The organism is Pseudoxanthobacter soli DSM 19599 (assembly GCF_900148505.1).
GTDB classification, from domain to species: Bacteria; Pseudomonadota; Alphaproteobacteria; order Rhizobiales; family Segnochrobactraceae; genus Pseudoxanthobacter; species Pseudoxanthobacter soli.
The window spans coordinates 559,353-573,146 of record NZ_FRXO01000003.1 but is presented as its reverse complement, the minus strand read 5'-3'; the positions used below and the strand labels follow the sequence as shown (position 1 = coordinate 573,146).

10 protein-coding genes are annotated in these 13,794 nt (G+C 70.9%); all 10 read right to left on the bottom strand.

The genetic code is table 11. From position 1 onward, the window contains the following. Positions 1-197: 197 nt before the first annotated feature. Positions 198-605: a methylmalonyl-CoA epimerase gene (mce, locus tag BUF17_RS10120; protein ID WP_073628108.1), complete on the bottom strand. Its 408-nt coding sequence runs from the start codon at positions 603-605 to the stop codon at positions 198-200. Between the two features lie 36 nt (positions 606-641). Continuing rightward, positions 642-2,813 carry a methylmalonyl-CoA mutase gene (gene scpA, locus BUF17_RS10115; protein ID WP_073628106.1) on the bottom strand — a complete coding sequence of 724 codons (2,172 nt, stop codon included), beginning with the start codon at positions 2,811-2,813 and terminating at the stop codon, positions 642-644. A gap of 12 nt (positions 2,814-2,825) precedes the next feature. Continuing rightward, on the bottom strand, positions 2,826-4,796 hold the full coding sequence (locus tag BUF17_RS10110; protein WP_073628104.1) for a methylmalonyl-CoA mutase family protein: 1,971 nt from the start codon (positions 4,794-4,796) through the stop codon (positions 2,826-2,828). A gap of 160 nt (positions 4,797-4,956) precedes the next feature. Then, positions 4,957-6,969 (bottom strand): acetyl-CoA carboxylase biotin carboxylase subunit, encoded by a 2,013-nt coding sequence (locus tag BUF17_RS10105; protein WP_073628102.1) that lies wholly within the window; start codon positions 6,967-6,969, stop codon positions 4,957-4,959. A 117-nt stretch (positions 6,970-7,086) separates the two neighbouring features. Continuing rightward, positions 7,087-8,622 (bottom strand): acyl-CoA carboxylase subunit beta, encoded by a 1,536-nt coding sequence (locus BUF17_RS10100; protein WP_073628100.1) that lies wholly within the window; start codon positions 8,620-8,622, stop codon positions 7,087-7,089. A 347-nt stretch (positions 8,623-8,969) separates the two neighbouring features. After that, on the bottom strand, positions 8,970-9,341 hold the full coding sequence (locus BUF17_RS10095; protein ID WP_073628359.1) for a tellurite resistance TerB family protein: 372 nt from the start codon (positions 9,339-9,341) through the stop codon (positions 8,970-8,972). Positions 9,342-9,466: 125 nt separating this feature from the next. Next, positions 9,467-10,156: a nicotinate-nucleotide adenylyltransferase gene (locus BUF17_RS10090; protein ID WP_084564374.1), complete on the bottom strand. Its 690-nt coding sequence runs from the start codon at positions 10,154-10,156 to the stop codon at positions 9,467-9,469. Further along, a complete protein-coding gene (locus tag BUF17_RS10085) occupies positions 10,156-11,397 on the bottom strand; it encodes a glutamate-5-semialdehyde dehydrogenase (protein ID WP_073628355.1) in 1,242 nt (413 codons plus the stop codon). The genes BUF17_RS10090 and BUF17_RS10085 overlap by 1 nt, the downstream gene beginning before the upstream one ends. Positions 11,398-11,486: 89 nt before the next feature. Continuing rightward, a complete protein-coding gene (proB, locus tag BUF17_RS10080; RefSeq protein ID WP_244530846.1) occupies positions 11,487-12,746 on the bottom strand; it encodes a glutamate 5-kinase in 1,260 nt (419 codons plus the stop codon). Continuing rightward, the gene (obgE, locus tag BUF17_RS10075; RefSeq protein WP_073628098.1) at positions 12,743-13,786 is read right to left on the bottom strand and encodes a GTPase ObgE; all 1,044 of its coding nucleotides are present in this window, start codon (positions 13,784-13,786) and stop codon (positions 12,743-12,745) included. Before obgE ends, proB begins: the two co-directional genes overlap by 4 nt. Between the last annotated feature and the right edge of the window lie 8 nt (positions 13,787-13,794).

The window sequence follows — 13,794 nt, the reverse complement described above, 5'->3', positions numbered from 1 at the left end:
GCAGGTGCCGGGCAACGGCCGGACCGGCCCGAAACCGTACCGCCGGGCCCTCACGATGGTTTACCGGTCCGGACACGCGCTGCAAATGCCGAAAGCCGCGGCACGCCGCCGCTTTTGGGGCTGGACGCCTCAACAATAAGTCCAAGGCCAACAAGTCCGGGGTCGTGGGAAGGCACGCCGGCTGCGGCGGGACGATGTCAGCGCGCCTGCTCGATCTCGATCAGGGTGCCGTTGAAGTCCTTCGGGTGCAGGAACAGCACCGGCAGGCCGTGGGCGCCGGTCTTCGGCTCGCCCGAACCCAGCACCCGCGCGCCCTCCGCCACCAGCCGGTCGCGGGCGGCAAGGATGTCGTCGACCTCGAAGCAGAGATGATGGATGCCGCCCGCGGGGTTCTTCGCCAGGAAGCCGGCGATGGGAGAGTCCGCGCCGAGCGGCGCGAGCAGCTCGATCTTGGTGTTCGGCAGCCGCACGAACACCACCGTCACCCCGTGCTCGGGCAGCGCCTCCGGCGCCGAGACGTCGGCGCCGAGCGGCCCGGCATAGAGCGCGGCGGCGGCGGCCAGATCGGGCACCGCGATGGCGACGTGGTTGAGGCGGCCGATCATGACATCTCCATCAAATAAGCCGGCAAATATCTGCCGTCAGACGTAGTCCGCCGGCTGCTTCTGGGCATATCCGAGCCGCGGGTTGAGCTCGTCGATCAGCGAGGCGGCGGCCTCGGGGATCACGGTTCCCGGCGGATAGATCGCGCTGGCGCCCGCCTCGCGCAGCGCTTCGAAATCCTGCGGCGGAATGACGCCGCCGACCACGATCATGATGTCGCCGCGCCCGCGCGCCTCCAGCGCGGCCTTCAGGGCCGGCACCAGGGTGAGGTGGCCGGCGGCGAGCGACGACACGCCGACGATGTGGACCTTCTCCGCCACGGCGAGGTCGGCGGTCTCCTCCGGCGTGGCGAACAGCGGGCCGATCACCACGTCGAAGCCGAGATCGGAGAACGCAGAGGCGACCACCTTTTGGCCGCGGTCGTGGCCGTCCTGCCCCATCTTGGCGACCAGGATGCGCGGCTTGCGGCCTTCGTCGCGCTCGAACTCCGCCACGAGCTGCCGGGTGCGCTCGACCGCGGCGTTGTCGCCGCCGATGGCGCTCGAATAGATGCCGGAGATGCTGCGAATGGTGGCGGTGTGGCGGTTCCACACCCGTTCCAGCGCGGCCGAAATCTCGCCGACCGTCGCCTTGGCGCGGGCGGCATCCACCGCGAGCGCGAGCAGATTGCCGCTTCCGCCGGCCGCCGAGGCCGACAAGGCGGCGAGCGCGGCCTCAACCGCCGAGGGATCGCGCTCAGCCTTGAGCCGGCGAAGCTTCTCGATCTGCGCGGCGCGGACCGCCGAATTGTCGACCTTCAGCACGTCCAGCGGGGCTTCGTGTTCCAGCCGGTAGCGGTTGACGCCGATCACCGACTGCGCGCCGGAATCGATGCGCGCCTGGGTGCGGGCCGCCGCCTCCTCGATGCGAAGCTTGGGGATGCCCCGCTCGATCGCCTTCGCCATGCCGCCGAGCGCCTCGACCTCGGCGATGTGGGCGCGGGCGCGCTCGGCCAGATCCGCCGTCAGCCGCTCGACATAATAGGAGCCGCCCCATGGATCGATGATGCGGGTGGTGCCGGATTCCTGCTGCAGCACGATCTGGGTGTTGCGGGCGATGCGGGCGGAGAAATCCGTCGGCAGCGCCAGCGCCTCGTCGAGCGCGTTGGTGTGGAGCGACTGGGTGTGGCCCTGGGTCGCCGCCATCGCCTCGATGCAGGTGCGGGTGACGTTGTTGAACACGTCCTGCGCCGTCAGCGACCAGCCGGAGGTCTGGGAATGGGTCCGCAGCGCCAGCGATTTCTCCAGCTTCGGCCCGAACGGGCGCACCAGATCGGTCCACAGCAGCCGGGCGGCGCGCAGCTTCGCCACCTCCATGAAGAAGTTCATGCCGATCGCCCAGAAGAACGACAGGCGCGGCGCGAAGGCATCGATGTCGAGCCCGGCGGCGAGGCCGGCGCGGATATATTCGACGCCGTCCGCCAGCGTGTAGGCGAGTTCCAGATCCTGCGTCGCCCCGGCTTCCTGCATGTGGTAGCCGGAGATCGAGATGGAGTTGAACTTCGGCATGTTCGCGCTGGTGAACGCGAAGATGTCGGAGATGATGCGCATCGATGCAGCCGGCGGGTAGATATAGGTGTTGCGCACCATGAATTCTTTGAGGATGTCGTTCTGGATGGTGCCGGCGAGCTTGTCCGCCGAGACGCCCTGCTCCTCCGCGGCGACGATATAGAGCGCCAGCACCGGCAGCACCGCGCCGTTCATCGTCATCGACACGCTCATCCGGTCGAGCGGAATGCCGGAGAACAGCGTGCGCATGTCGTAGATGGAATCGATCGCCACGCCGGCCATGCCGACATCGCCCGCCACCCGCGGATGGTCGGAATCGTAGCCGCGATGGGTGGCGAGATCGAACGCGACCGAAAGGCCCTTCTGCCCGGCGGCGAGGTTGCGCCGGTAGAAGGCGTTGGAATCCTCGGCCGTGGAGAAACCGGCATATTGCCGGATGGTCCAGGGCTGGTTGACGTACATCGTCGGATAGGGGCCGCGAACGAACGGCGGCAGGCCGGGAAAGCTGTCGACGAAGCCGAGCCCGGCGCGGTCGGCGGCGCGGTAGATCGGGGCGACGGCGATGCCTTCCGGCGTCTCCCAGCGCGCGGTGCCCGGCTCGGGCGCCGGCGGCAGGGCGGCCGGATCGAGCGCGAGTGTGGAGAAATCGGGGATGCGGCTCATCGGGCGGCCTCCTCACGCGCTCTCGGCGGCGGCAGCATTATGGGCGATGCCGGCCGCGCTCTGGACTGCGGACAGGAAGGCGACGAGATCGTCTCCCGCGAACAGGAATGCGCCGATGCCGGCGGCGCGAAGGGCGGCCTCGCGCTCGCCCGGCCGGCCGGCGAGCACGACGAGCGTGGCGCCGGCTTCGGCGAAGGCGCGGGCGGCGGCCTCGGCGGCCGTCTCGGCGACGGTCTCGGCGACGGTCTCGTCCTGCCCCTCCGCGACCGGGGCCGCGTAGGTCTCGTCGCTGCCGCAGAGGCAGGCGATCCCGGCTCCAGAGGCGCGGAACTCCGCGACGAGCGCCGCGAGGTCCGCCCGCGCCTCGTTGCCGAGGGCGGCGATGCCGCCGGCCTCGAACGCGGCCCGGGCGAAGCCGGCGCGGGCATTGAAGCTCGCCGGCGAACCGAGGCCGGCGAGAAACACCGTCGCCGCCCGGCCGGTTGCCGCCGCGCCCGCCTCGGCGGCATCGCGAAGCCGCTCGAACGGCTCGGCGAGGCGCGGGAACGCGAACGGGGCGAACGTGACGGCGCCCTCGCCCACCGCGGCGGCCGGCGCCGGAGCGGGGATCGGCTTCAGCACCGCGACGGGCGCCTCGGCGAGATTGGGATATTCGCTTGTGCCGGTGATCTGCACCTTGCGGCGGGCGACGGCCGAGGACCGCGCCTCGCGCGTGCCGGCGAGCCGCTGCTGCCAGGCACCGGAGGCGAGCGCCGCCGCCATGCCGCCGCCGGCCTCGATCTCGCCGCCGGCCTCGATCTCCTGGAACAGGCGCCACGCGGCGGCCGCGAGCTCGTCGGTCAGCGCCTCGAAGCCGCCGGCGCCGGCCGCAGGGTCGGCGACCCGCCAGAGATGGGCCTCTTCGGCGAGGATCGCCTGGGTGTTGCGGGCGAGGCGGCGGCCGAACCCGTCCGCGAGCCCGAGCGGCGCGGTATAGGGCAGCACGGTCAAGGCATCCGCCCCGCCGACCACGGCGGAGAACGCCGCGATGGTGCCGCGCAGCAGGTTGACCCACGGATCGCGGCGCGTCGTCGAGCGCCATGCCGTTTCCGCCAGCAGCCGGACCGGCTTCGGGTCGAGACCGCAGGCCCGCTCGACCGCGGCCCACAGCCGGCGGAAGGCACGGAACTTCGCGACGGTGAGGAATTCGTCGGTGTCGGCCACGAGCAGGAACACGAGCGCGTCGCGGGCGCGGTCGAGCGCAACGCCGCCGGCCTCGAGCGCCCTGAGATAGGCGACGCCGGTGCCGAGCGCGGCGGCGAGTTCCTGCGCCTCGGCCGCGCCGGCCTCGTGGTGCGGCCGGGTGTCGACGGTCAGCACGGAGCCGGCGAAGCCCCGCCCGATGAGCGGCAGGGCGGCCTCGGCGATCCGCCGCTCCATTTCCGGCCACGCCGCGGGCAGATGGGCGGTGCGCACCGCGTCGCCCAGCGGATCGACGCCGAAATCGACCGTGAGCGAGGCCGGATCGAGGCCGCGCCGCTCGGCCAGCTCCGCAATCGCCGCCCGCGGCCCGTGGCCCGCGAAGGGGGCCGTCTCCAGCCGGAGCGCGATGAGATCGAGATGAACCCCGGCGAGCGCAAGGTCGAGGGCCTCCGCGTCGGCCTCGCCGAGCCCGAAACCCCGCGCGCCGGCCGCGCCCATGAAGCTCAGCACCAGCCCGCCCGCGCCGTTTTCGAGATCGTCGAGCGCGAGGCGGTTGGCCTCGTCCACGTCGGGATGGTCGACGCGCTGCATCACCGTCCACGGGCCGGACGCGGCCCGCAGCGCGCGCGGCACCTCGCCGTCGGCTTTCGGATAGAGCGGCGCGATCCTCAGTCCGTCGAAGGTGCGCGACGTCAGCACGCGGTCGAAATCGGCGCCCTTCAGCACCTTGTCGACCAGCGCGCGCCAGCGGGGGGCGTCGCCCGAGGCATCGGTCCTGGCTTCGTCCGCGAGATCGGTCATGGCCTCTCCAATCGCGTTTGAACCGCGCGTCCGCTTTCGGCCCCGCCGGGGCAACGGCGTCCCGCCGTTCAGATCGCGACGATCCGAACGGGACATGCCCGCGCCGGGCATTCAGGCCGGGCCGCTGCCTGCCGCGGCCTCGAATTCAGGCCCTTACAGGTCAGGCCGCGAACTCCAGAATCACGGCGTCGACCGGCAGGCTGTCGCCTTCCTTGGCGACGAGCCGGGAGACGGTGGCGTCGCGTTCCGCGCGCAGCACGTTTTCCATCTTCATCGCCTCGACCACCGCGAGCGGCTCGCCGACCTTCACGTCCTGGCCTTCCTTGACGAGCAGCGCCCGCACCAGGCCCGGCATCGGGCAGAGCAGGTTCTTGCCGGCGCCGGCCTCGACCTTTTCCGGCATCAGAAGCGCGAGTTCGGCCTCGCGGCGGGTATAGACCCGCGCCTCGCTCGCCATGCCGGCGTGGGAAATGGCGACGCCGTTCAGGATGGGGCGGATGTCGGCCGCGAGCGGCTTGCCGTCGATGCTGCCGTGCCAGACCCGCTCGCCCGGCCGCCACGACGACGTGACGGCGATTTCCGCACCGAGATCGGTCCTGAGCCGCAGCGCATGGGGATCGGCGCCGTCCACCACGGTCACGGCATGATGCGCGGCCCCGAGCGCGACGACGCGCTCGGCATCGAAACGCACATAATCAGGGGCGCGGAGCTGGCCGGAGATGCGGCGCTTGCGGACGTTGAGGGCATTGTCGACCGCGACGGCGATCGCGATGAACGGCAGCGCCGCCTCGCCGGCCGGCTGCTGCGGCTGGAAGCCGTTCGGAAATTCCTCGGCGATGAAGGCGGTGGAAAGCCGGCCCTCGCGCCAGCGCGGATGATGCATCAGCGCGGAGACGAACGGGATGTTGTGGCGGATGCCGTCGATGGCGAAGGCATCGAGCGCCATCGCCTGGGCATCGATGGCCCGCAGCCGGCTCGGCGCGTGGGTGACGAGCTTGGCGATCATCGGATCGTAGTGGATCGAGATCTCGCCGCCCTCGTAGACGCCGGTGTCGTTGCGCACCGTCACGCCGTCCACCGTACCTTCGGCCGGCGGGCGGTAGGTCACGAGCCGGCCGGTGGAGGGCAGGAAGCCGCGGGTCGGGTCCTCGGCATAGACGCGGCTTTCGACCGCCCAGCCGGTGAGCTTGACGTCGTCCTGCGCGATGGCGAGCCGCTCGCCGGCGGCGACACGGATCATCTGCTCGACGAGGTCGATGCCGGTGATCAGCTCCGTCACCGGATGCTCCACCTGCAGGCGGGTGTTCATCTCGAGGAAATAGAACGAGCGGTCCTGCCCGGCGACAAACTCGACCGTACCGGCGGAATCGTAGTTGACGGCCTTGGCCAGCGCCACCGCCTGCTCGCCCATCAGCCGGCGGGTGGCCTCGTCCAGCAGCGGCGACGGCGCTTCCTCGATGACTTTCTGGTTTCGCCGCTGGATCGAGCACTCGCGCTCGCCGAGATAGATCACGTTGCCGTGCTTGTCGCCGAGCACCTGGATTTCGATGTGCCGGGGATCGGTGATGAACTTCTCGATGAACACCCGGTCGTCGCCGAACGAGGAGCGGGCCTCTGAGCGGGCGCGGTCGAAGCCCTCCGCCACCTCGCCGGACGAATGGGCGATGCGCATGCCCTTGCCGCCGCCGCCGGCCGAGGCCTTGATCATCACCGGGTAGCCGATTTCGTCGGCGATGCGGATGGCGGCCTCGGAATCCTCGATCACGCCGAGGAAGCCCGGCACGGTGGAGACGCCGGCCGCGTTCGCCGCCTTCTTCGATTCGATCTTGTCGCCCATCGCCTCGATCGCCCCCTTGTTGGGGCCGATGAAGACGATGCCGGCGGCATCGAGCGCCTCGGCGAAGGCCGCGCGCTCCGACAGGAAGCCGTAGCCCGGATGGACCGCCTCGGCGCCGGTCTGGCGGCAGGCTTCGATGATGCGGTCGATGACGAGATAGGACTGCGCCGCCGGCGCCGGGCCGATATGCACCGCCTCGTCCGCCATCTCGACGTGGAGCGCGTCGCGGTCGGCGTCGGAATAGACCGCGACGGTCTTGATGCCCATTCGCCGCGCGGTCTTGATGACCCGGCAGGCGATCTCACCGCGATTGGCGATCAGGATCTTTGAGAACACGGCTGCTGCCCTCGATGTGCGGCCCGGCCGACGGCAGTTGAACGGTTCTGCCGGCGAAGACCATGAGCGGGATCAAACGGAAAGCGGACGGACGGACGCGAATGCCGCCGGGGCGGCTCAGAGCGGGATGTTGTCGTGCTTGCGCCACACGGTCTCGGCCTTCTTGGCGCGCAGCATGGTGAGCGCGCGCGACAGCCGCCGCCGGGTGGAATGGGGCATGATGACTTCGTCGACATAGCCGCGTTCCGCCGCCACGAACGGCGACATGAAGCGGTCCTCGTATTCCCGGGTGCGCTCGGCGATCTTGGCGGCGTCGCCGATATCCTGGCGGAAGATGATCTCGACCGCGCCCTTGGCGCCCATCACTGCGATCTGCGCGCTCGGCCAGGCATAGTTGATGTCGGCCCCCACGTGCTTGGAGGCCATGACATCGTAGGCGCCGCCGAACGCCTTGCGGGTGATCACGGTGACGAGCGGCACAGTCGCCTCGGAATAGGCGTAGAGCAGCTTGGCGCCGTGCTTGATGAGCCCGCCATATTCCTGCGCCGTTCCCGGCAGGAAGCCCGGCACGTCGACGAAGGTGACGATGGGGATTTCGAACGCGTCGCAGAACCGGACGAACCGCGCCGCCTTGCGGGACGCGTCTGAATCGAGCACGCCGGCCAGCACCATCGGCTGGTTGGCGACGACGCCGACGGTGCGGCCCTCGAGGCGGATGAAGCCGGTGACGATATTCTTGGCGAAGGCTTCCTGGATCTCGAAGAAATCGCCCTCGTCGGCGACCTTCAGGATCAGTTCCTTGATGTCGTAGGGGGTGTTCGGATTGTCCGGCACCAGCGTGTCGAGGCTGTCGTCGTGGCGGCGGCCGTCGTCCTCGGTCGGCCAGTGCGGCACGCCGGACTGGTTGTTGGCCGGCAGGAAATCGATCAGCCGGCGCACCTGAAGCAGTGCCTCGACATCGTTGTCCCAGGCGCCGTCGGCGATGGAGGACTTGGCGGTGTGGACGCGGGCGCCGCCGAGATCCTCCGCGGTGACCGTCTCGTTCGTCACGGTCTTCACCACGTCCGGGCCGGTGACGAACATGTAGGAGGTGTCGCGCACCATGAAGATGAAGTCGGTCATGGCCGGCGAATAGACGTCGCCGCCGGCGCACGGCCCCATGATCACCGAGATCTGCGGGATCACGCCCGAGGCGGCGACATTGCGCTTGAACACCTCGCCGTAGCCGCCGAGCGCGGCGACGCCTTCCTGGATGCGGGCGCCACCGGCATCGAACAGGCCGACGATGGGCGCGCGCATCCGCAGCGCCATATCCTGGATCTTGGTGATCTTGGCGGCGTGGGTCTCGGACAGCGAGCCGCCGAACACCGTGAAGTCCTTGGCGAACACGAACACGGTGCGGCCGTTCACCGTGCCCCAGCCGGTGACGACGCCGTCGCCCGGGGTCTTCGGCTGCTTGTCCATGCCGAAATCGGTGCAGCGGTGCTCGACGAACATGTCGAACTCCTCGAACGAGCCGTCGTCGAGCAGGAGTTCGAGGCGTTCGCGCGCGGTGAGCTTGCCGCGCTTGTGCTGGGCGGCGATGCGCTTCTCGCCGCCGCCGAGGCGGGCACCCGCGCGGCGGGCATCGAGCTTGTCGAGGATGTCTCTCATGACCGTTCACCTCAGCCGCCGCCGACCGAGCGGCAATCCGCAACCCGCATGGACCGCCGTCCGGGGACGGCACGCAACTCTATCACCCGTTTCGGCCCGGACCAGACACCGCAGGCGCCGCGAAGACGGACCCGAACGCTCCGGCGGGGCGCAGCGCCGCCTTCGACGGGTTCCCCTTCGAGGCGAAGGTGCCGTCCGGTCGCGCTGTTTTGCAAACAGAGCCGAATTATACAAGGATTGAACGGGTTAAATGCGATTTCACAATTTTTCGCAAATTAGCAAAACGCCGGCGAGGCCCTTTCGGCCCGCCGGCGCGGTGTCAGTGATCGTTCCCCCCCGGCGGGAGGTTACAGCGTGCGGAAGCGAACCCGGGCCGAGCGCTCGATGGCCGCCGTTACCAGCGGATCGAGATCGAGCGCGTCGCGCAGCAGCTCGAGGAAGCGCAGTTCCTCCTGCTCGACGTCGAGATCGACGGCCGCCACCTCGATGGCGAGCGCGTAGGCGGTCTCGTGCAGCCGCACCGGCAGGGCGTCGCGGACGATTTCCAGCAGCAGCGACAGGCCGTTCTCGCCCCGGACGATCTCGCCGCAATCGCGGGCGGTCTCGATCAGGCGGTCCGGATCGTAGCCGGCGAACACCGGCAGGCCCGACACCATGTCGCCGATGGTGCCGAGTTCGACGTCGGTCATCTCGCGGTCGACGGCGGACAGCGTGACCATGACGTAGATCAGCGCCTCCTGCGGGGAAATCGCCGGGCCGGCCTCGTCCTGCGCCGCATGGGAGGACGGTTTCTTTTCGCGGTGGCGTGTCGTCATGACGGTCGTCGCCTTTCGGTCGGTGCCGGTCAGGGGACCGGCGGGCTGTCCGCGCGGGCCGCCTTCAGCCGCGCGGCCCGCAATGCGGTGGAAGAGGAATTGTCGAGCGGGGCATGCAGGAAGCACCACGCCGGCGGCGCCCGGCCGGCGAGCGAGGCGGCATCGCGCTCCGGCACGCGGAAACGCGCCAGCGCGTGGGCCGCTGGCGAGGCGAACGCGCCCCGCGTGGCGCCCGGCCGGTCGACGATGGCCATCGGCAGCAGCCCGGCGAGGCGCCGCCAGTCGCGCCAGCGGTGGAAGCTCGCGAGGTTGTCGGCGCCCATGATCCAGACGAACCGGACCCCCGGCACCTTCGTGCGCAGGAAGGACACCGTTTCGAAACTGTAGGTGAGCCCGAGGCCGGCCTCGAAGCCGGTCGCCACCATGCGCCGGTCGCGGGCGAGCGCGCGCACCGCCGCCAGCCGCTCGGCAAGCGGCGCCGCGCCGTTCTCCTTCAGCGGGTTGCCGGGCGTCACCACCCACCACAGCCTGTCGAGCCCGAGCCGCTTCAACGCGGTTTCCGCGACGTGGAGATGGCCGTGGTGCGGCGGATCGAACGAGCCGCCATAGAGCCCGATTCGCTCGCCGGGAAAGACCGGCGGCAGCGCACCGCGCCGCTCGGCAGCCCCGCTGCCGGCGGGCCCGGTCCCCGCGCGAGACAGCCTGCCAGCGTGCGACATCACCCGCGGATCTGCCCCGATCCGCGGACGCGGTACTTGAAGCTCGTCAGTTGCTCGACCCCGACGGGGCCGCGCGCGTGCATCCGGCCGGTGGCGATGCCGATTTCCGCGCCCATGCCGAACTCGCCGCCATCCGCGAACTGGGTGGAGGCGTTGTGCAGCACGATGGCGGAATCGACTTCCGCCATGAAGCGGTCGGCGGCGGCCTGATCGTCGGTGATGATCGCGTCGGTGTGGTGCGAACCCCACCGGTCGATGTGGGCGATGGCGGCGTCGAGCCCGTCGACCACGGCGACCGAGATCACCGCGTCGAGATATTCGGTGCTCCAGTCCTCGTCCGTCGCCGGCTCGGCGGTCGGGAAGGCGGCGCACACGGCCTCGTCGCCGCGGATGCGGCAGCCGGCGTCCGCGAGCGCCTGAAGCAGCGGCACGAGGTGCGTGCCCGCCACGGCCCGGTCGACCAGCAGCGTCTCGGCCGCGCCGCAGATGCCGGTGCGCCGCATCTTGGCGTCGACGACGATGCGCCTGGCCATGGCGAGATCGGCGGCCTTGTCGACATAGACGTGGCAGAGGCCTTCGAGATGGGCGAACACCGGGACGCGCGCCTCTTCCTGCACCCGGGCGACGAGGCTCTTGCCGCCGCGCGGCACGATCACGTCGATGGCGCCGTCGAGGCCCTTCAGCATCAGCCCGACGGCGGCGCGGTCGGCGACGGGAACGAGCTGGATGGCGTCGGGCGGCAGGCCGGCGGCCTCGAGCCCGCGCACGAGGCAGGCATGGATCGCCCGCGACGTGGCGAGCGCGTCCGAGCCGCCGCGCAGGATCACGGCGTTGCCGGCCCTGAGGCACAGCGCGCCGGCATCGGCCGTCACGTTCGGCCGGCTCTCGTAGATCACGCCGATCACGCCGAGGGGCGTCCGCACCCGCTCGATGACGAGGCCGTTCGGCCGCGTCCACGACGAGACGACGGAGCCGACGGGATCGGGCAATGCGGCGATCGCCTCCAGCGCCTCGGCGATCGCCTCGACGCGGGCGGCGTTCAGCGTGCCCCGGTCGATGAAGGAGGCGAGCTGGCCGGCCGCCTGCATCGCGGCGACGTCGCCCTCATTGGCGGCGAGGATATCGGCCGACCCGGCCCTCACCTCGGCGGCCATGGCCTTCAGCGCCGCGGCCTTGGCGGCGTCGGAGGCGAGCGCCAGCCGGCGCGCGGCGGCGCGGGCGCGGCGGCCGATATCCGCCATCAGCCCCGCCACGTCCGACAGCGCCACGTCCGCCAGCGGCGCTGCCGGTCCGTCCGCGAGGCGGCTGGCGGGAACGGCTTCGGGCTCGGTCAGCATGGCTGGCTCTCCTGGGGACGCAGGCCGGCTTCGCCCGATCCGGGCGAAGCCTGCGGCGTGTGCGACGGGGCAGCCGCGAGCGCGGCGAGCGCCACCTCGTCGAGGGCGAGGTCGTCGCGATGGATCATCTCGGCGCGGCCGACGAAGCCGATGATCTCCTCGATCTCGCGGCTGTTGCGGCCCATGATGCGCACCGCATGGTCGTAGTCGTAGGCGACGAGGCCGCGGCCGATCTCCCGGCCCGACGACTTCGCCACCACGCGCACCGCATCGCCGCGGCTGAAGGCGCCGGCGACGGCGACGACCCCGGCCGGCAGCAGGCTGCGGCCGCGGGCGAGCGCGGCGACAGCGCCGTCGTCGATCATCACGCTGCCGTGGGGGTCGAGCGATCCGGCGATCCAGGTCTTGCGGGCGAGCGTCGGCGTGGCGTGGGCGTCGAACCAGGTGAAGCGCGCGCCGCCGTCGACGGCCGCCAGCGGGTTCAGCGCCTTGCCGGAGGCGATCACCATCGCCGTGCCGGCGGAAACCGCGATCCGGGCGGCATCGATCTTGGTCTTCATGCCGCCGCGGGAGAACTCGGAGGCGGCCGCGCCGGCCATGGCCTCGATCTCGGGCGTGATGCGCTCGACCACGGGAATGTGGCGGGCGTTCGCGTCGAGCGCAGGCGGCGCGGTGTAGAGGCCGTCGATGTCGGACAGGAGCACGAGAAGATCGGCGCTCGCCATGGTGGCGACGCGGGCGGCGAGCCGGTCGTTGTCGCCGTAGCGAATTTCGCTGGTCGCCACCGCGTCGTTCTCGTTGATCACCGGCACCGCGCCGAGGCGGATCAGGGTCGCGAGCGTCGAGCGGGCATTGAGGTAGCGGCGGCGCTCCTCGGTATCGCCGAGGGTGAGCAGCACCTGCGCGGCGACGAGGCTGCGGGCGGCAAGCGCCTCCGACCAGGCGCGGGCGAGCGCGATCTGGCCGACGGAGGCCGCCGCCTGCGCCTGTTCCAGCTTCAGGGGCCCGCGCGGCAGCTTCAGCACGCCGCGGCCAAGCGCGATGGCGCCGGAGGACACCACGATCACCTCGGCGCCCTGGCGGGTGAGCGCCGCGATGTCGTCGGCGAGGCTCGCGAGCCAGTCCGCCTTCAGCCGGCCGCTCGCCGCGCCGTTCTCGACGAGCAGCGCCGAGCCGACCTTCACGACGACGCGGCGGGCCGCCGAAACGCGCCGGACAGGCGCGGAGCCCGTCGCGGCGGCGGTATCGATCAGGGCCGCCACGCGTCGTCCTCCTCGGAGGGGACCGCGTTGACGTTCCCGCCGCGGCTGCCGTCGATGGTGCGCCACAGCGCCCTGAGGGTGCGCTCGACGCCTTCGCCGCTCGCCGACGACATCGCCATCGGCCGGCTACCGCAGGCCTTGCCGAGCGCCGCGAGCCGTTCGGCCCGAAGCTCCTCGTTGAGCGCATCGACCTTGGTCAGCGCCACGATCTCCGGCTTCTCGTCGAGGCCGGCGCCGTAGGCGGCGAGTTCGTCGCGCACCACGCGATAGGCTTCCGCCACATCGTCGCCGGTGCCGTCGACCAGATGCAGCAGCACGCGGCAGCGCTCGACATGGCCGAGGAAGCGGTGCCCGAGGCCGACGCCCTCGTGGGCGCCCTCGATCAGGCCGGGAATGTCGGCCATCACGAACTCGCGTCCGTCGACGCCGACGACGCCGAGATTGGGATGGAGGGTGGTGAACGGATAATCCGCGATCTTGGGCTTCGCCGCCGATACGGTCGCGAGGAAAGTCGACTTGCCCGCATTGGGAAGGCCGAGGAGCCCGGCTTCCGCGATCAGCTTCAGCCGCAGCCAGACCCACTTCTCCTCGCCCGCGAGGCCGGGATTGGCCCGCCGCGGCGCCTGATTGGTGGAGCTCTTGAAGTGCGCGTTGCCGAAGCCGCCGTTGCCGCCGCGCGCGAGGCACACCCGCTCGCCGACGCGCGTCATGTCGGCGATGACGGTCTCGTTGTCTTCCTCGAGGATTTCGGTGCCCGCCGGCACCTTCAGCACCACGTCCGCGCCCTTCGGGCCGGAGCGGTTGCGCCCCATGCCGTGGGTGCCGGTCTGGGCCTTGAAATGCTGCTGGTAGCGATAGTCGATCAGGGTATTGAGGCCGTCGACGCACTCGACCCAGACGTCGCCGCCGCGACCGCCGTCGCCGCCGTCCGGGCCGCCGAACTCGATGAACTTCTCGCGGCGGAACGACACGGCGCCTGCGCCGCCGTCGCCCGAGCGAATGTAAACCTTGGCCTGATCGAGAAACTTCATGATGTCAC